Origin of the sequence: Rathayibacter sp. AY1B5 (assembly GCF_002932795.1) — a bacterium.
In the GTDB taxonomy this organism is placed as follows: Bacteria; Actinomycetota; Actinomycetes; order Actinomycetales; family Microbacteriaceae; genus Rathayibacter.
The window spans coordinates 1-16968 of the sequence record NZ_PSWM01000020.1 but is presented as its reverse complement, the minus strand read 5'-3'; the positions used below and the strand labels follow the sequence as shown (position 1 = coordinate 16968).

Genomic DNA, 16968 nt, shown 5'->3' with positions numbered 1-16968 from the left:
AGCGTGCCCCTTTTCGGGGTCTCACCTCTCAAGGAGTCCACGACGTGACACGACTGTTCCGCTCCGCGAACCGCGGACGCTCCGCTCTGGCCCTCTCGGCCGCTGCTCTGGTCTGCGCCGCCGCCCTGGCCGCACCCGGAGCCGCCACCGCCGTCGGTGCCGCCGATCTCTCCGCCACCGGCGGAGCCGCCCGCATCTCCCCGGTCGACGCCGACCTCTCCGACTCGCTGCGCGCAGCGGTGAAGGAGCAGGACGCGAAGAACGTCATCCTCCTCATCGGGGACGGCATGGGCGATTCGGAGATCACCGTCGCCCGCAACTACCAGTACGGAGCAGCCGGCCGCTTCCCCGGGATCGACGCCCTGCCGATCACCGGTCAGTACACGACCTACTCGCTCTACCGCGCGGACGACCCGGCGACGGGCGCCGTCAAGGGCGCCCCGGACTACGTGCCCGACTCCGCCGCCACCGGCAGCGCCTGGGCCACCGGCACCAAGACCTACGACAACGCCATCTCGGTCGACATCGACCAGCAACGCAAGGACACCCTCCTCGAGATCGCGAAGGCGAACGGCCTGAAGACCGGCAACGTCACCACCGCCGAGATCCAGGACGCCACCCCGGCCGTACAGGCCGCCCACGTCGACGCCCGCAGCTGCTACGGACCCGACAGCGCGAGCTGCGGCGACGACGCGCTGGAGAACGGCGGGCTCGGCTCGATCAGCGAGCAGATCCTCGACACCCGCGCCGACCTGACCCTCGGCGGAGGCTCGGCCAGCTTCGCGCAGGTCGCCCGCGCCGGCGACTGGAGCGGCGAGCCGCTGTTCCAGCAGGCCGCGGAGCGCGGCTTCCAGGTGCTCGGCGACGCCACGACTCCCGCCACCGCCGCGCAGCTCGACGCGCTGACCGTCGCCGACCAGGACGCGCCCGTGCTCGGACTGTTCAACGCCGGCAACCTGCCCGTCCGCTACGCGCCCACGCCGGCGACGGTCGGCGGAGCGGACGCCGCCCCGCAGACCTGCGTCGCGAACCCCGCCCGTCCGGCCGAGCAGCCGACGCTCCGCTCCATGACCGAGAAGGCGATCGACCTCCTCGACACCGGCGACAAGGGCTTCTTCCTCCAGGTCGAGGGCGCCAGCATCGACAAGCAGGACCACGCCGCGAACGCGTGCGGCCAGATCGGCGAGACCGTCGACCTCGACGAGGCCGTCCAGGCCGCGCTCGCGTTCGCCGAGGCGGACGGGAACACCCTCGTCATCGTCACCGCCGACCACGCCCACTCCAGCCAGATCGTCGACTCCACCCCGCCGACCTCGCTCAGCACCGCGCTGAAGACCGCCGACGGCAGCACCATGAAGGTGTCGTACGGCACCGCCGCCGAGGGCGGATCGCAGCAGCACACCGGAACGCAGCTGCGCATCGCCGCCTACGGGCCGGGCGCGGCGAACGTCGCCGGGCTCACCGACCAGACCGACACGTTCTTCACCATCACGAACGCGCTCGGAGTGGACCGCGACATCCGCTCGATGAGCTTCGGAGCCACCGCCGAGCTCTCCGGCTCGTCGTTCGCCCCCGGAGCCGACGTCTCCCTCACCGCGAAGGGCTTCAACGGGGACACGCAGCTGATCGGCTCCGCGCCCCTGTTCACGGACCGCACTGCGACCCGCGACCTCGCCGGTGGCGGCCTCACCGTCACGGCGAAGGCGCCCACCACGCCCGGCGACTACAGCGTCACGGTGACCGGCGACCAGACCGGCAAGGCGATCACCCTGCCGTTCACCGTCACCGAGCGGCCGACGTCGAGCACCCCCATCACCGACAAGGTCAAGGACCTCGGCGGGAAGCTGATCGACAAGATCCGCCAGCACTGAGCACTCGTCGGCCCGGCTCCTCTGGAGGAGCGAGGGCCGACGGAGTCGCAGGAAGGGCCGTCCCTCGGGGCGGCCCTTCCTCGCGTCGGGGGGGTGTCGGCACGACCGAGCGGGGCGCGCGATCCGGCGGGACCGCTCCCGGCACCGGCGGCGGATGCTCCGCGGGCCCGAGCCGAGGTGGACGCCTCCTCCGCGGACCCGCCGCTGCCCTGTTGCGGACATGTCCGCTAGCGGCTGTTGTCGACGGCGGGACCGGGTGCCACTGTTCGGAGACGGCCACCCACGGTCGACCCGATCGAAGGCTCCAGCGTGCACTCTCCCTCCGCCTCCCGCCCGACCGACCCGGACGCCGGCACACGCCGCTCCGCCCGTGAGCGGAGGACGAGGCCTCGGGCGGCGGTCGGCCTGCTCGCGCTGACGGCGACCGTCGCGCTCCTGATCGGGACGACGGCTCCTCTGACCGCCGTCGCCGCGGCTCCCGCTGCGACCGGTGTCGTCGGCTGGGGTGACGGCTCCAGCGGGCAGGTCACTGCGCCGGCCGGGCTCACCGACGCGACGGCGATCGCCGCGGGCGGCTCCCACAGCGTCGCCCTGCGCGCCGACGGCACTGTCGCCGCCTGGGGCGAGGACAGCAGCGGGCAGGCCACCGTGCCGACCGGTCTGGACGACGTCGTCGCCGTCGACGCCGGCGTCAACCACAGCCTCGCCCTGCGCAGGGACGGGACCGTCACCGCCTGGGGCGACGACGGCGACGGGCAGGCCACGGTGCCGGACGGGCTCACCGACGTCACCGCCATCGCCGCCGGCGGCTACCACAACCTCGCCCTGCACGAGGACGGGACCGTCACCGCCTGGGGATACGACTTCTCCGGACAGGCGACCGTGCCGGACGGGCTCAGCGGAGTCGTCGCCATCGCCGCCGGCCGCTTCCACGACCTCGCACTGCACCGCGACGGCACCGTCACCGCCTGGGGAGACGACGCCTTCGGGCAGACCGACGTGCCCGCGGGGCTCTCCGGCGTCACCGCCGTCTCCGCCGGCTCCTCCCACAGCCTCGCGCTGCGCTCGGACGGGACCGTCGTCGCCTGGGGCAGCGACAGCGACGGCCAGTCCGACGTCCCCGACGGCCTCGCGGACGTCACCGCCGTCGCCGCCGGCGGCTACCACAGCCTCGCCGTGCGCCGCGACGGCACCGTCACCGCCTGGGGCTACGACGGCTTCGGAGAGGCCTCCGTGCCGACGGGACTCACGGGCGTCACCGCCGTGGCGGGCGGCAGCTTCCACAGCCTCGCTCTCGGCGCTCGGCCCGTCTTCACGGCCGACGCCCCTCCGGTGACGGCGCCTCTCGGAGCGCCCTTCTCCTACACCTTCACCGCCGGCGGCGCGTCGACGTTCGAGCTCTCCTCCGGGTCCCTCCCGGCCGGCCTGGCCCTCACCTCCGCGGGCGTCCTCTCCGGCACCCCGACCGCCGAGGGAGCGTCCTCCTTCACCGTGTCCGCCCGCACCACCTTCGGCACCACCACCGGCGCGCCGCACACCCTCACCGTCGGGCCGGCGGCGACCGCTCCGACCCTCTCGGGAACGGCCGCGGCCGGCGTGGTCGGCTCCGCCTACGACTTCACGTACACGGCGACCGGATCCCCGGCGCCGGTCGTCACCGTCGCAGCGGGCACTCTGCCTCCCGGACTCGCCCTCGACGTCTCCGGGCGCCTCACCGGCACCCCGACCGCCGCGGGGACCTACAGCTTCACCCTCCGCGCGGTGAACTCGGCGGGCACCGCCGAGGCGGCGAGCACGCTGACCGTCTCTCCGCAGAAGGCGACCACGAAGGCGGACCTGCGCGTCGACGTCTCGGCGCCGACCACGGCGGTGAAGGGGAGGACGTTCACGTACACGCTCCTCACGAAGAACGCCGGACCCTCCGCGTCGACGTCCGTCTACTCGAAGGTGGTCCTCCCCCCGACCGTGCAGTTCGTCTCCGCCACGGGCTCGTACAGCCGTATCGGGAACATCGTGATCTACCCGCGCTCGAGTCTGGCGAACGGGCGGACCGTCACCGAGAGGATCACCGTCACGGCCACCGGCTCCGGCACCGCGACGGCCTTCGCCGCCGCGTTCTCGGTCAGGACGCCGGACCCGTCGATCCGCAGCAACGCCGATACCGCCGCGACGACCGTCCGCTGACCGCGGGCGCAGGAGGACGGCGGGCGGAGCTCCGGTATCGCCCGCCTCCGCGGTCGTCGGAACGCGGATGCTCCGGGGAATCCCCGCTCATCGGCGCCCGACCCGCGGAGGGGCTCGCGGCTAGAGCACGTCGGCGATCGCGGCGAACGTCCTGTCCGGGTCCTCGAGCTGCATGTCGTGGTGCACGCCCGGGAGCCGGCGCACCTGCCAGCCCCGCTGCTCGAGCCGCGCGGCCAGGGCGTCGGGCAGCACCGCCGGCGACTGGTCGGAGAGCACGATCGTCGACGGGACCGCCGGCGCCTGGACCGGGACCGGGTGGAAGGCGACGTCCCGGAACACGCCGACGGCCATCCGCGCGTCGAACCTCTTCTTCGCGTCGTCGAGCAGCGCGCGGATCTCCGGGCTGTAGGCGGCGCGGACCGCGGCGCTCGCCCGCGCCTGCCCGAGCTGGGCGACGCCGAGCGACAGCAGCGGTGCCGCCCAGAACAGCCGTCCGCGCAGGCCGCTCGTGGGGAGCGACAGGGCGAACCCGGGATCGAGGTAGACGGCCCGGCCGGGCGCGAGTCCGGCGACGGCACGCTGCAGCACCGCGCCGCCGAGCGAGTGGCCGACCACGCTGTGGAGCCCTGCCGGCAGCGTCTCGACCAGATCGGCGGCCATGTCGTCGATCCGGTACGACTCGGCCCGCGGGCTCTCGCCGTGCCCGCGCAGATCGACGGCGGTGACGGTGTGACGGCCGGTCGCGACGAGCCGCTCGACGAGCGGCCCCCAGGTCGCCGCCGACCCGCCGAGACCGTGCACCAGCCCGACGTGTCGCGGTCCGGATCCGGTGGTGAGGGTCTGCAGGAGCATCCCCTGATCCTGCCCGAGACGGTGCCCGAGGCCGAGGTGCCGGGCGGGTGGAGAGCCTGCTGCACGCTCTGCGTCGATGATCGCGCCACTTCTCCTGCCATCGAGGTGCCCGCTCTTGACTCCGTCGACGAGCGCTGGGAGGTTCTCCGGATGCGGTCGCACTCCGCCGTCCGCCCGAGCAGCCGACCGAAGAGAGGTCCTCCATGACAGCGACGAGCGGAGCCACGGGAACGGTCGGCCGGACCGCCCTCGTCTTCGGGGCGGCGGGTCTCGTCGTCGGCGCCGTCGTGGGAGGAGCCGCCGTCTTCGGAGCGGGACTCCTCCTCGACGACTCGAGATCGAGGATCACGATCCGGGACGTCACCCGCGCGGACCTGGACGGCCTCGAGCGGGCCGCCGCTCCGAGCAGGGACGCCTGCGGAGATCGTCGGGGGTGCGTGGAGGGCGTCGACGGGCCCGGGGCGTCGATCCACCGCTACCGCTCCCTCGATCTCGCGCGGCAGGCGACGGTCTACAGCACGAGGGACGTCTACCGGTCGGACCGGCTCGTCATCGAGTTCGAACCGCACCTGGGACCTGATGAGCGGCACGACCCGATCCAGGTGATCGAAGGGACCTGGACCGGAAGCAGCGACTGACGGGCTCCGAGCGAGCCGGTCTCCCGCGCGCGAGCGGCTCGACCTCCGGCGCAGGGACTGCTCCGTGAGCGCCGATCCTCCTCCGGGATGCCCACCGGACAGGGGCCTCCGCAGGGGGTCCGCTCGGGTGCGGTCCGGTCCTACGCTCGCCCCATGCACCTCCGCACTGTCGCGATCAGGCCCGGCGCCGCCGCCCTCGGGCCGGTCGGCGCGCCGCCTCGGACCGCGCTGGACGACGTGCTCGCCCACCTGATCGCGGCGCTGGCGATCGGATCCGGCCTGCTGCTGGTGCCGGCGGGCGTCGGCGGAGTGCCGCTGCTCGCCACGGGATCGACCGGAGCGAGCGCCTTCGAGGCCTGGACGCTGATCCGCACCACCGTGGCGCTGCAGGTCGGCATCGCCGTGCTCGCGATCGGTCTCGGCGCCGTGGCGCGGACGCGCGGTCCCGCGGGGACCCGAGCGGAGCGCTGGTGCGTGGTCGCCGCGATGAGCGCCGCGATCGGCGTGGTGCTGCTGGTCGTGCCGCCGGTCTGAGGACCCCCCGGGGAGCGTCGCCCACCAGTCTGTCCGGGTCGCCGCGCGCGCCCGTGACCGAACCGTCACCTCGCGCCGCGCGGCGTGATCGGATCGTTGCAGGATCCGGCACCGGCTGAGGTTCCGCATAGGACACACTCAGCGACAGGGGGCGAGCGTCCCCCGCTCATGGGGAAGCCGACCGCGATCAGCGGCTCGGAGGAAGCAGGAATCGTGCGCTCTGCGCGACGACGCCACGGCGTCACCGTCATCACCACTGCGGCACTGCTGGGGGCGCTCGCGTTCCCGTCCGTCGCCCTGGCCACCGAGGTCGTCCCAGACGCCGCCTCGAGTCCTGCACCGGCCGAGCCGGCTCCCACCGCGGAGCCGACCGCGACTCCGGAGCCCACGGCGACGCCGCAGCCGGCCTCGACTCCGGCGCCCACTCCGGCTCCGACCATCGCGCCCGTCGAGAGCGCGCAGTCGCCCCTGGCGATCGCCCTCGACCGCACCACCTACGAAGCGGGCTCGGCGTTCTCCGCGATCCCGTCGGCGGAGGGCTGGGCCGGCGGCCTGGACGTGTCCGGGACCGGTTTCCAGCCCGGCACCGTCGCCGTCGTCGTGCTCCGCGACGGCGACTCGGAGGAGGCCGTCACCACCAGCGTGATCACCTCCTCCGGCGAGCTCCGCCTCCAGGACTGGCTCCCCACCGACGCGGACGGCGTCGCGGTGGACCCCCACCTCCCGCTCCCCGGCGAGACGATCTCCGTCGTCGCGGAGGGACTCGACGCCTCGGGCGCCCGTGTCGCCTCCGATGCCGTCGAGCTGACCGTGACGCAGCCCGACACGAGCGTCGTCTTCCAGAACCGGGAGGACGGCGGGGTGCTCCCGGCCGGTGCGGACATCCAGGTCGGCGAGTTCCGGATCTACGGCGTCGTCGCCTCGTTCCGCGGATTCGACCGCGGCGAGGACGTGTCCGTCACGCTCACCGCGCCCGACGGCAGCACCTCCGCCCTCGTGCCCCCCGCGCCGACCCCGCTCTCGGGCGAGGCCTTCGTCCTGCTCGACGCCGACACCATGGCGGACCAGCTGGGCACCTTCACCGTCACCGCCACGGGAGAGACCAGCGGACGCTCCGTGACGTCGTCGCTCGAGCAGGTCCCCTCGCGCACCGCGATCCGGATCTGGCCCCAGGGGGCTTCGCCCGAGCCCGCCCCGGCGGACGGACAGCCCACCAGCGGTGGCGCTCTCCTCGGCTTCGGCGCGGACGAGACCGTCTCGATCGGCGTCTTCTCGACCTCGGGTGCGCGCCAGACGCTCACGGGCGGCGGCTCGAGCCTCGAGGTCGGCGTCGACGCGCTCGGCTGGAGCCTGATCTCCCTCGGCCAGTACCCGCTGCAGGACCCGGCGAGCGAGATCTACTGCGTCATCGCCCGCGGCACGTCGAGCGGTCTCGTGGCGAGCACCTCCTACGACTACACCCTGACGGAGGAGGACCCGATCGCCGGAGAGGCCGACTGCTCCGCCGCGGTCGCCGCGGTCACGGCGCACCCTGTCGGCGCCGGGCCCGCAGGGCACCCGGCCGGCTCCGGACCCGCTGCGCAGACGGGCGGCCACCGCCCTGTCCTCGCCTCGACCGGCGTCTCGACGACCGCGCCGCTCGCCCTGGCCGCCTTCGGCATCCTCGGCGGTCTCGCCCTGACGGTGCTCCGCCGCCGCGCGTAGACGGCCACGCACCGCGGACGACGAAGGCGCCCGGGCACACCGCCCGGGCGCCTTCGCGGTCGCGAGACCCGTCGGGTCAGTCGGACGGCACCGCGCAGGTCTCCTCCGCCGCGGTCTGACCCGGAGCGTCGACGGCGACGGGAGCGGGATCCGTCGGAGCCGCGCCGCCGTCCGCGGGCGCCTCCGCCGCGGGCGCCTCCTCCGCCGGAGCGTCGGATGCGAGGGTCACCGGCTGGTCGTTGAGGACGCGGTTCATGAGCTCGGCCCCGACCTCGGCGTTGGGCACGACCTTGCCCGGGTAGTCCGGGTCGTCGAGCGCCGGGTACTGCACGAACACCATCTTCGAGAGGTCGACGTCCTTCAGCGCGAGGGCGAGCGAGATCATCGTCGCCGGGCTCGTGAGCGACGTCGACAGGTGCACGTTCGACGAGGTCGCCTGCGCGAGTCCGTAGAGGGCGGGGATGTTCGAGAGGGTGTCGGCCGAGCGGACGGTGCGCATCAGCGAGGCCAGGTACTGCTGCTGCGACGAGATGCGGCTGAGGTCGCTCTGGTCGCCGACGCCGTGGCGGCTGCGGAGGAACGAGAGCGCCATCGACCCGGAGACGGTGGAGGTGCCGGCGGGCAGGTCGAGTCCCGAGTCGGTGTCGAGGATCGGACCGGTGAGGCAGATCGGGACGCCGCCGACGGCGTTGCTCATCTCGATGACGCCGTTGAAGGACACCCAGCCGGCGTAGGGCACGGTCAGCCCGGTGAACTGCTGCAGGGTGTCGTTGACGCAGGCGAGCCCGCCGTACTGGAACGCGGAGTTGAGCGGGACGCCGGTGGTCGCCTCGGTGACGACGCCCGTCTCCGGATCGGTGCAGGCGGGACGGTCCAGGATCAGGTCGCGCGGGAAGCTGATCACCGTCGCGCTGCGATGGTCGGCCGAGACGTGGAGAAGGATGTTGACGTCGTTGAGCGTGTCGTCGCGGACGCCGAACGTGTCGCCCTGCGTCGCGTCGTTGTCGGTGCCGACCACCAGGACGTCGAAGCCGCCCTCGACGGCGCCCATCTGCACGTTCCCGGCGGTGGGAGGAGCGACGCCCAGGTCGACCGCGTTGTCGGCGACGTTCCGGCTGATGCTCACCGTCGCGATCGCCACGAGCGAGGTGGCGCTGACGGCGAGGACGCCGACCACCGCCGCGATCCCGACCACGACTGTCCGCACCCCGGACCGCCGTCGGAGCCGCCCGTGCCGCACCGCGCGCTCGTGAACCCTCATGCGCTCCCACCCCTCGCCCCGCCCGCCCGTTGGCGGACGCAGTCGCTCGCCAGTGTAGGCAGGCGCCCTCCGACGCGGCGTGGAACGCCCCTGCTACGGTCGTGCGCGCATCGAGGAGCGGAGGAGGAGCCGTGGAACGCCGAGTCGTCGACCCCGTCACGCAGGTCGAGTGGATCGTCCCGCGCTTCGCGACGGAGGAGGGCACCCTCGCCCGCGCGCGGGCCGATCGGGAGGGGCGGCTCACGGATCTGCGCCTGTCCCCCGACCACTGCGCGGGGTATCCGCTCTGGGGAGTCGACGGCATGATCGACGATCCGGGTGCGGTCGGCGTCCCGGAGGCCCTGCTCGGACCGCTGCTCCGCTGGCAGGAGCTCTGGGCGTCCGGGTGCGACGTGTTCGAGGGCTGGAGGAGCGCCGAGGCGGAGGAGCGCTGGCTCGCCCTCGGCCGCGAGCTGCACACCGAGCTCGAAGCCGCCCTCTGGCTGACGACCCGGGTGCACGCCTCCTTCTGAGGGCGACGCGCTCGCAGCCCCCGGCCGCGGATCAGCGAGGCGGGCGACGCTCGGCTTCGCGCGACGGCACTCCTCGGCTGATCGGCGCGACGAGCCGCCCGGTCCGCTCGCTCCAGAGCGCGGCCACCGCGGAGCGACGCCGTTCCACCACTCCGACCATCACCGCGGCCGCAACGAGCAGCACGAAGCAGACGCTGTAGAGCAGGCCGAACGTCGGCGGCGGCGCGACGAAGACGGCCACGGCCGCGAAGGCGGGCACGATCCCGGCGAGCGTCAGCCACCAGCCGAGACAGGCGTGCTGAAGACTCCGGTACTCCTCCACGCTGACGACCTCGCACGGCACCCACACCCGGAGCACGGGACGCAGGCGATCGCGGTCATCACGAGAGAGGACCGTCCAGGTGGACCGGTAGAACCGCCCCCCGCCCAGCAGAAGGAGCGTGCCGCGCTCGTAGGCGGCTGCGGAATGGAGGACCGGCGCGGGCGCCGTCCGCTCCGTGCGCTCACCGAAGTCCGGCGGAGGCAGCGGCGTCGAGTCGGAGTCGACTGCGCGGTCGGGCACCAGGAGCCCGTCGAGCCGATCGACCAGCACCCGGAAGCGCTCGTTCAGTCGCCGATCGGCGAGCCCTGTCGTCGTCTCCCGCAGCCCCCGAGGCGCCGACAGCCGGTACCGGAGGACGTCGTACGCTCCGTCGTCACCGGATCGCAGACGCGATCGATCGTGGCGCAGGACGACGGCCCACTGCGGGCGCTCGTACTCCTCGAGCAGAGCGATCAGCGCGTCCAGCACGGCGACGACATCCGATCGGTCGGGCATCGTGCGCCCCCTCATCTCTTCTTCCGCGCCGATGCTACCGAGCCGCGCGGCCGAGCGGTGCTGAACGGGGAGCAGGAGCCGCGGCCGCAACCCGTCCCCGGACCGGCCCCCGCATGCCTACCCTGGACGGTGCGCTCTCCTCGTCTTCTGCAGCAGGTCGTCGGCAAGCTCGGCGGGCAGCGGCCCGCGGCCCCGGTGAGCCGTCGAGCGCAGCGGGCACTCCTCGCCGAGCAGACGGTCCGCGGGGTGCTCGAGCTCGCCGTGCGGCTGGGCGAGACGCTGCTCTCGCTGGGGTCCGCGGCCGCCGAGGTGACCGAGACGATCCAGCGGGTGTGCCGCGCGTACGGCATCGAGTGCCAGGTCGACCTCACCTTCACGTCGATCCTGGTCGTGCACGACGGAGGCGACGACTCCCCCAGCGTGAGCGTGCTGCGCGTCGTCCCCTCCCGCAGTGCCGACTACGAGCGGCTCTCCCGCGTGACGGCGCTCGTCACCGCCATCACCGAGGGCTCGCCGGAGGTGCGCGTCGCCGACGCCGTCGACTCCGCCGAGGCCCGCGAGGAGGCGCGGCACCAGTTCGAGGCCGCGCACGACCGGCTCGACGCGATCCTCGTCCAGCCGCACCGCTACCGCCGCGGAGTCGTCACCCTCACGCTCGCGCTGATGGCGGCGGGCGTCGCGCTCCTGCTCGGCGGCGGACCCCTCGTCGTGCTCCTCGCCGCCGCGACGGCCGCCGCGATCGACCTGGTCAACCAGCTGCTCGCCCGCTGGGGCCTGCCCGCCTTCTTCCAGCAGATCGCCGGTGCCGCACTGGCGACCGGAGTGGCGGTGGTGCTGCTCGCGGTCGTGCCGCGGCTGCCCGTGGAGCTGGCGGTGCTCCCGCCCGCGCTCGTCGTCGCGTCGGGGGTGGTCGTGCTCCTCGCCGGGCTCTCGTTCGTGGGAGCGGCGGACGACGCGATCAACGGGTTCCCGATCACGGCGGGCGGCCGGCTGCTCGAGGTCGGACTGCTGACGCTGGGCATCGTCGTCGGCATCGCCGTGGTGCTGGACGGCGCGCGCTCGCTCGGGGTCGAGCTGGTGCTGGTCGACTCCTACGCCCGCCCCTGGCCGGCCGCCGTGCAGGTGCTCGGCGCCGGGGTCGCGGCGGGCGCCTGGGCGCTCTCGTCGCACACCCCGCCGCGGCCCGCGCTCATCGCCGCCCTCACCGGCGCCGGCGCCTTCCTCGTCTCCGACTCGCTGACCACCTCGGGTTTCGCGCCGCTCATGGCCAACGCCCTCCCGGCGCTGGCGATCGGCCTGCTCGGCGAGATGCTGGCCGAGCGGATGCGGGTGCCCGCCGTGGTGACCACCGCGTGCGCGATCGTCCCCCTCCTGCCCGGCCTCACCCTCTACCGCGGCGTCCTCGGCCTCACCTCGAACGCCGGCCCGAGCGCCGGGATCGAGCTCCTGCTGCAGGCCGGCATGATCGCGCTGGGCCTCGCCGGCGGAGTCACGCTCGGCCGCATCGCCTACCGCCGGCTGCGCACTCCGATCGTGCGGGCCGTGGCGCCGGTCCGCGCCCGGACGCGTCGCGACCGCGGCATGGAGCAGGCCCTCGCCGCCGACGTCCTCTACCAGGACGACGCCGCGGCGGCCCCCGAGCAGCAGGCGGACGCACCGGCCCCGGACGAGTCGTCCCCGCGCGCGGCCGCGCCGCTGCCGGACGAGCCGGCGACCGCGGCGGAGGAGCCGTTCGTCCGGACCGGCGTCGTGCCGATCGTCAGCACGATCGGCGTGACGGAGCCGCTCCCGGTCGTTCCCGAGGAGGATCCGGCCGGACGGGACTGACGGACGACCGCGCCGGACCCGGGAGGGACAGCCCGTGGGCGGCGAGGTGGTCCTTCAGGGCGCGGACGCCGGGCAGCCCGACCTGGTGCGCGACGAGCTCCGCTTCGATCGGCGTCACCGCCGGGTAGGTGCGCAGCAGCTTCTCCGCCGTCTCCGCTCGGGCGAGCCGCAGGGCGCCCTTCGCCGTGGTGCCGGTCGGTGCGAACGCGCGCTGCAGCCTCCGCTCGCTGACGGCGAGCTCGGCCGCGAGGCGGCGGACGGAGAGAGCCGGATCGCCGAGCCGTTCCCGGATGATCCGCCGCGCGCCGAGGACGAGGCGGCGGTCCGCGGGGTCGAGCGTCCGCGGCAGGTCCGGTCCGATCCGATCGAGGACGTCGGAGGCGAGCGCCTCCAGCGCCGTCCGGTAGCCGGTCGGGAGCGGGATCGACGACTCGTCGGTGCTCCCGAGGATCTCGTTGGCGAGCGCGGAGAGGGTCCGGACCCCTCGGAGGGCGCCCTCGACGAGCAGAGGCTCCTCCCCCAGCTGCAGGTCGAACCGGGAGGAGGTCGATCCGAAGACGATCTCGATCGTGCCGACCGGACCGGTGTTCCTCGTTCCGAGGACGCGCGTCGCCCGGGTGAACACGGCCTGCCCGCGCTCCACCCGGACGCTCCCGGAGGGGAGGAGGAGCTCGAGCGCGCCCTCGGTGACCATCGAGAGCGAGACGCCCGGCGAGCGCGACCCGCCCCAGCTCGTCTCCCCCGGTCCGCGGAGGATGCGCGCGAGGGCCAGATCCGGCGCCCGGTAGGTGTCCGCCACCAGCCGGAAGCCACGGGCGGCCGCTGCGGTGGCGAAGCCGCGCCCGCCGAGCCAGGCGGCCGCGCTCGCACCTCCGAGGCCCACTCTCCGCTCGAGCACCACCGGGTCGCTCCGCAGCATGCGCCCACCCCTCCCCTGTCGGCCTTCGATCCGTCCTCCGTACACAACCACACGCGTGTTATCCGCGCCGAACGGACGACAATGCGACCGCTCCTGACGAGAAACCGTCCGATCGCCGCCGCGCCCTCGATCTGACGCCGCGTCTCGGTGACGATCGGTCAGATCCACCCGTCGGCTGCGGAGAAGAACCCGACACGCGCAGGCGGGCCGGTCGCCCTCCCGGGCGGCCGGACGGAGCCCTCGTCTGCGTCGCCGCATCGCCGGCGCCGACACGACACCGCGAACCGGACGGACCACCGTCCTCTAGGAGACATCCATGTCACACACCCCTCAGCTCGACGAGACATCGACGGACGCCCTGTCCGGGGCTGCGCGCGAGGCGACCTCCCGCCGGACGATCGTCCGCGGAGCCGTCTGGGCCGCGCCGGTCGTGGCGGCCACGATCGCCGCCCCGCTCGCGGCGGCGTCGACCGTCCCGACCGACCCGCAGGTCGACCTGGCGACGACGGTGCGGCGCCCGACCGAGGCCCCCGACGGTGCGGTCTCGGGCGGCGGGACCTTCAACGGCAATCCGATGTACAAGGGCTACCGGGACCTGACGTTCGTCACGACCTACCGCAACAACGGGCCCGACACGGTGCCCGCCGGCTCCGTCATCGGCTTCGGCCTGGCGTTCGCCGGCTACTGGGACTCGCTCGCGGTGCAGGAGAACCCCGCCTCGATCCCGCTCACCGACCTCGGCATCGACACCAGCGCGACCACCAAACTCGAGGAGGATCCCAACGTCTCGGTCAACATCAAGTGGTGGTCCCAGCGCGTGGAGAAGCCGCTCGCTCCGGGAGAGGTCTTCAACCTGACCTACAAGGCCCAGCTCCGGGATCGTCCGTCGAACCCGTCGGGTGTGGGCTTCCCGAAGTACGGCTCGCTCTCGTTGCGGTCGCGGTCGCGCATCATGGTGGGGTCGTCGGGCGCCGTCGACTCGAACGCCGAGAACAATCGCGACGTCAGCGACCGGTATTTCGCGATCGACAACACCGCCAGCTCCCGCGGCTAGCCCCTCCCCGCACAGCACGGCTCCTCCTCTCGGCGGGTCGACCCCCTCGGGTCGGCCCGCCTCCGTCGTGCGGCCGTGACGAGTGCGGATCCGTGCCTCGACCCACGCGGAGCCGCCGCTCCGATCAGTCCGCGCCGCTGCGCACGACCGCGGTCCGGCGGGTGTCGATCACGATCACCGAGCCGAGGACGATCAGGGCGAGCGACACCGAGGCGAGCGTGTCGGTCAGCCAGTGGTAGCCGAGGTAGAGCCGGGCGACGATCTGGCCGGCGATCATCCCGAGCGAGAGCGCGAACCCGCCGATCATCCAGCTCCGGGAGGAGCGACGGGAGGCGAGCAGGAACGTGGTGATCAGGAAGAAGTCGCTCACGCCGGTGACGTGGCCGGAGGGGAACGAGAAGGTGCCGTCGGGCCCGAGCAGCATGTACTCGACCGGCGGGCGCATCCGCATCACGAGGTGCGCGGCCAGCTGCACGCTGAGCATCCCGACGAGCATGCCGCCGGCCAGGAGGATCGGCCGCCAGAGATGCCGCGCGAGCACGAACCAGAGCACGAGCACCGCCAGGATGATGACCGGCAGGTAGACCGGCCCGAAGACGGTGGCGAGCGCGTCCATCACGACCGTGCCCTCGGCGGAGCGCTTCTCTCGGAACCACTCGGCGACGACCGGGTCGAGGACGGTGAGGCCGGTGCCGCTCGCGACCTGCGCGGTGAAGGCCGCGAAGAGGACGACGCCGACGCCGATCAGGCCGAAGCCGGCCCGGTCGAGGCCGCGGCGCGCCTGAGGGGCCATCACGCGCTCCTCGACGAGGAAGCGCTGGTGGAAGCGGGCGCGGCGCGAGAGGGCGGGGGTGCTCATCCGCTCACCCTAGGGCTGCGGAGGAGCCGCCGACCGGGCCGTTCGCTCAGCGACCTGCCGCGTAGTGCGTCTGGATCTGCTCCGGCGTGAGGACGGTCGAGTACACCGCGGCGTAGCGCAGGCTCCCGCCGAAGTACGACGAGCCGACGTTCGGCCACTGGCCGCCGAGGCTGTCGTACCCGATCTTCCAGGTGCCCGTCGTGTTCTCGGCCGTGCGGTAGCTGCTGTTGGAGGCGACCTTCACACCGTCGACCCACAGCGCGACGCCCGCCGTCGGCGAGAGCGTGGAGACGACGTGGTGCCAGAGCCCGTCGTTGACGGCGCGGGGACTCGTGATCGTCTGCGCGGCGCCGTTGTAGACGCCGAAGACCAGCTTGCCGTCGGCGCCGATGTAGGTGTGCCGGTCGTACTGGCCGCCGGGAGCGGTGGCTCCCGCGCTGAAGCTGAAGAGCTTGCCGCCCGCGTTCGTGGTCTTGAACCAGATCTCGGTGCTGAAGGTGCCGGGGTTCCTGAGCTCCAGCGGCGTGCTCAGGTACTGGTTGGTGCCGTTCGGCGTCCAGGAGCCGCCCGCGTCGCGCGGGCAGGCCTTGGGCGTCGCGGCGGAGCTGACCATCGCGGTCGGGAAGAGGCTGGTGGAGCGGTAGGTGCCCGGGTACTGGCCGGAGTCCGTGTCGGGCGCGGTCGTCGATCCGCTCGGCTGCGCGAGCGTGTAGGCGAAGAGCGCGGCTCCGCGGTCGGCGGCGAGGGCGCCGTCGCAGGTGAAGAACGCGGCGGCGCTGCCGACGGTGTTTGTCGAGTTCACGATCGATGCGGTGTACGCGCCCGAGGTGGCGGGGGCGGTGAGCAGCACGGCGGTCAGGGCGGCGGCGGCGAGGGCGGCGGCGACCGCCCGTGGCCGGGCGAGGAGGGTGCGCAGCCGCGCGGCCGGCGAGGCGGCGGAGAGGCGGTGCCGGCTCATGCCGTCTCCTCCTCGCGGGCGGCGCGGCGGCCTCGCTCGGCGGTCCGCTCCGGCTCGCCGGGGAGGCCGACGAAGACCGTGTAGAGCACCGGGATCGCGCAGAGCAGGACGAAGATGACCCAGCCCCAGAACGGCAGGTGCAGAGCGGAGGAGAGCGCGTAGGCGTCTCCGTCGTGCGCCGGGATCCGCAGGCGGCCGACCTGTCCGGAGACCAGGTCGACCGGGTCGGCGCCCTCGGCGCTCACGCGGATGGGGAGGACGCCCGTCGAGACGAGCGTGGCGTTCGTCGTGCCGCTGTCGACCGTGGCCTCGAGGACGACGATGCCGACGAGCGGTCGCAGCACGAAGACGGTGACGGACGCGACGAGCGAGAGGCCGAGGATCCGCATCGACGCCCGCTGGGTGGGCGAGGCGATGAAGCGGGTGAGCAGCTGCACGAGGACGGCGCCGATGATCAGCAGCGGCAGGCCGCGCACGAGCCAGCCGAGCACCGGCAGCGCCGTGGTGACGACTCCGATGAGCTGGTCCTGGCCGGTGGCCCACGGATCGACGGCGCCGTTGATGTCGCCCCGGGTGCGGAGCGTGCCGTCGTCCGCGATCTCGACGACCCGGTGGGTGTAGGTCTCGTCGGGCGTGGTGGTGGGGTGGAAGCTGACCGCGTCGCCGACCCGGACGTCCTCGAGGGCCGTCGGCTCGGTGAGGACGAGGGTGCCGACCGGGGCGGCCGTGCCCATGGAGGGCGTCTGCACGATGAACCAGCGTCCGCCGGACGCGTGGAACAGGAGCGCCGCCGCGACCAGGACGGCCAGCAGGGCGGTGGTCGCCACGATCAGGGCGGTGCGGAGGAGGGACCGGCGGGGACGGTCGGTGCGGGGACGGGCCGGCGGGGCGGGCGACTCGGGCGTCGCGGGCGTCTCGCGGAGGCGGAGGTCGGCGGTGTCGACGAGGGTCATCGTGTCCGCCTCCTCCGGCGTGGTG

The 16968-nt window shown here is 73.7% G+C and carries 15 protein-coding genes; 8 read left to right on the top strand and 7 right to left on the bottom strand.

Features of this window, described 5'->3' with window-relative positions:
* Positions 1-44: 44 nt before the first annotated feature.
* Entirely contained in the window at positions 45-1871 is a 1827-nt protein-coding gene (phoA, locus tag C5D44_RS12600; RefSeq protein WP_258067972.1) for an alkaline phosphatase, read from the top strand.
* A 309-nt stretch (positions 1872-2180) separates the two neighbouring features.
* Entirely contained in the window at positions 2181-4055 is a 1875-nt protein-coding gene (locus tag C5D44_RS12595) for a putative Ig domain-containing protein (RefSeq protein ID WP_146088046.1), read from the top strand.
* Positions 4056-4175: 120 nt separating this feature from the next.
* Here the strand turns inward: C5D44_RS12595 and C5D44_RS12590 are convergent, their stop codons facing one another.
* Positions 4176-4907 carry an alpha/beta fold hydrolase gene (locus tag C5D44_RS12590; protein WP_104281830.1) on the bottom strand — a complete coding sequence of 244 codons (732 nt, stop codon included), beginning with the start codon at positions 4905-4907 and terminating at the stop codon, positions 4176-4178.
* Positions 4908-5110: 203 nt separating this feature from the next.
* On the opposite strand from C5D44_RS12590, the gene C5D44_RS12585 reads away from it, so the two are divergent.
* The 3 genes from C5D44_RS12585 to C5D44_RS12575 all read left to right on the top strand — a co-directional run bounded on the left by C5D44_RS12585 (position 5111) and on the right by C5D44_RS12575 (position 7783).
* On the top strand, positions 5111-5545 hold the full coding sequence (locus tag C5D44_RS12585; RefSeq protein WP_104281829.1) for a hypothetical protein: 435 nt from the start codon (positions 5111-5113) through the stop codon (positions 5543-5545).
* 153 nt (positions 5546-5698) lie between these two features.
* A complete protein-coding gene (locus C5D44_RS12580; protein ID WP_104281828.1) occupies positions 5699-6079 on the top strand; it encodes a hypothetical protein in 381 nt (126 codons plus the stop codon).
* Between the two features lie 168 nt (positions 6080-6247).
* Positions 6248-7783 carry a hypothetical protein gene (locus C5D44_RS12575; protein WP_104281827.1) on the top strand — a complete coding sequence of 512 codons (1536 nt, stop codon included), beginning with the start codon at positions 6248-6250 and terminating at the stop codon, positions 7781-7783.
* Positions 7784-7859: 76 nt separating this feature from the next.
* Here the strand turns inward: C5D44_RS12575 and C5D44_RS12570 are convergent, their stop codons facing one another.
* The gene (locus tag C5D44_RS12570) at positions 7860-9044 is read right to left on the bottom strand and encodes an LCP family protein (RefSeq protein WP_104281826.1); all 1185 of its coding nucleotides are present in this window, start codon (positions 9042-9044) and stop codon (positions 7860-7862) included.
* A 131-nt stretch (positions 9045-9175) separates the two neighbouring features.
* On the opposite strand from C5D44_RS12570, the gene C5D44_RS12565 reads away from it, so the two are divergent.
* The gene (locus C5D44_RS12565; RefSeq protein WP_104277801.1) at positions 9176-9556 is read left to right on the top strand and encodes a hypothetical protein; all 381 of its coding nucleotides are present in this window, start codon (positions 9176-9178) and stop codon (positions 9554-9556) included.
* Positions 9557-9587: 31 nt separating this feature from the next.
* Here C5D44_RS12565 and C5D44_RS18115 read toward each other — a convergent pair whose 3' ends face one another.
* Positions 9588-10373 (bottom strand): hypothetical protein, encoded by a 786-nt coding sequence (locus C5D44_RS18115; protein WP_181118504.1) that lies wholly within the window; start codon positions 10371-10373, stop codon positions 9588-9590.
* A gap of 129 nt (positions 10374-10502) precedes the next feature.
* Between C5D44_RS18115 and C5D44_RS12555 the strand changes: the two genes are divergently transcribed.
* Positions 10503-12200, top strand: a complete 1698-nt coding sequence (locus tag C5D44_RS12555) for a threonine/serine exporter ThrE family protein (RefSeq protein WP_181118503.1) — start codon at positions 10503-10505, stop codon at positions 12198-12200.
* On the opposite strand, the gene C5D44_RS12550 is transcribed toward C5D44_RS12555, so the two are convergent.
* The gene (locus C5D44_RS12550) at positions 12133-13119 is read right to left on the bottom strand and encodes an AraC family transcriptional regulator (protein ID WP_104281824.1); all 987 of its coding nucleotides are present in this window, start codon (positions 13117-13119) and stop codon (positions 12133-12135) included. The genes C5D44_RS12555 and C5D44_RS12550 overlap by 68 nt on opposite strands.
* Before the next feature lie 316 nt (positions 13120-13435).
* Here C5D44_RS12550 and C5D44_RS12545 point away from each other — a divergent pair, with 316 nt between their 5' ends.
* Entirely contained in the window at positions 13436-14173 is a 738-nt protein-coding gene (locus C5D44_RS12545; protein ID WP_104277797.1) for a hypothetical protein, read from the top strand.
* A gap of 124 nt (positions 14174-14297) precedes the next feature.
* On the opposite strand, the gene C5D44_RS12540 is transcribed toward C5D44_RS12545, so the two are convergent.
* The 3 genes from C5D44_RS12540 to C5D44_RS12530 form a co-directional block, all read right to left on the bottom strand.
* A complete protein-coding gene (locus tag C5D44_RS12540) occupies positions 14298-15032 on the bottom strand; it encodes a phosphatase PAP2 family protein (RefSeq protein ID WP_104281823.1) in 735 nt (244 codons plus the stop codon).
* A 46-nt stretch (positions 15033-15078) separates the two neighbouring features.
* Positions 15079-15990, bottom strand: coding sequence for a LamG domain-containing protein (locus C5D44_RS12535; protein ID WP_104281822.1), 912 nt, complete (start codon positions 15988-15990; stop codon positions 15079-15081).
* Positions 15987-16968, bottom strand: a 982-nt coding sequence (locus C5D44_RS12530) for a S26 family signal peptidase (RefSeq protein ID WP_104281821.1), incomplete at its 5' end; no start/stop codon positions are given. The genes C5D44_RS12530 and C5D44_RS12535, both read right to left, overlap by 4 nt.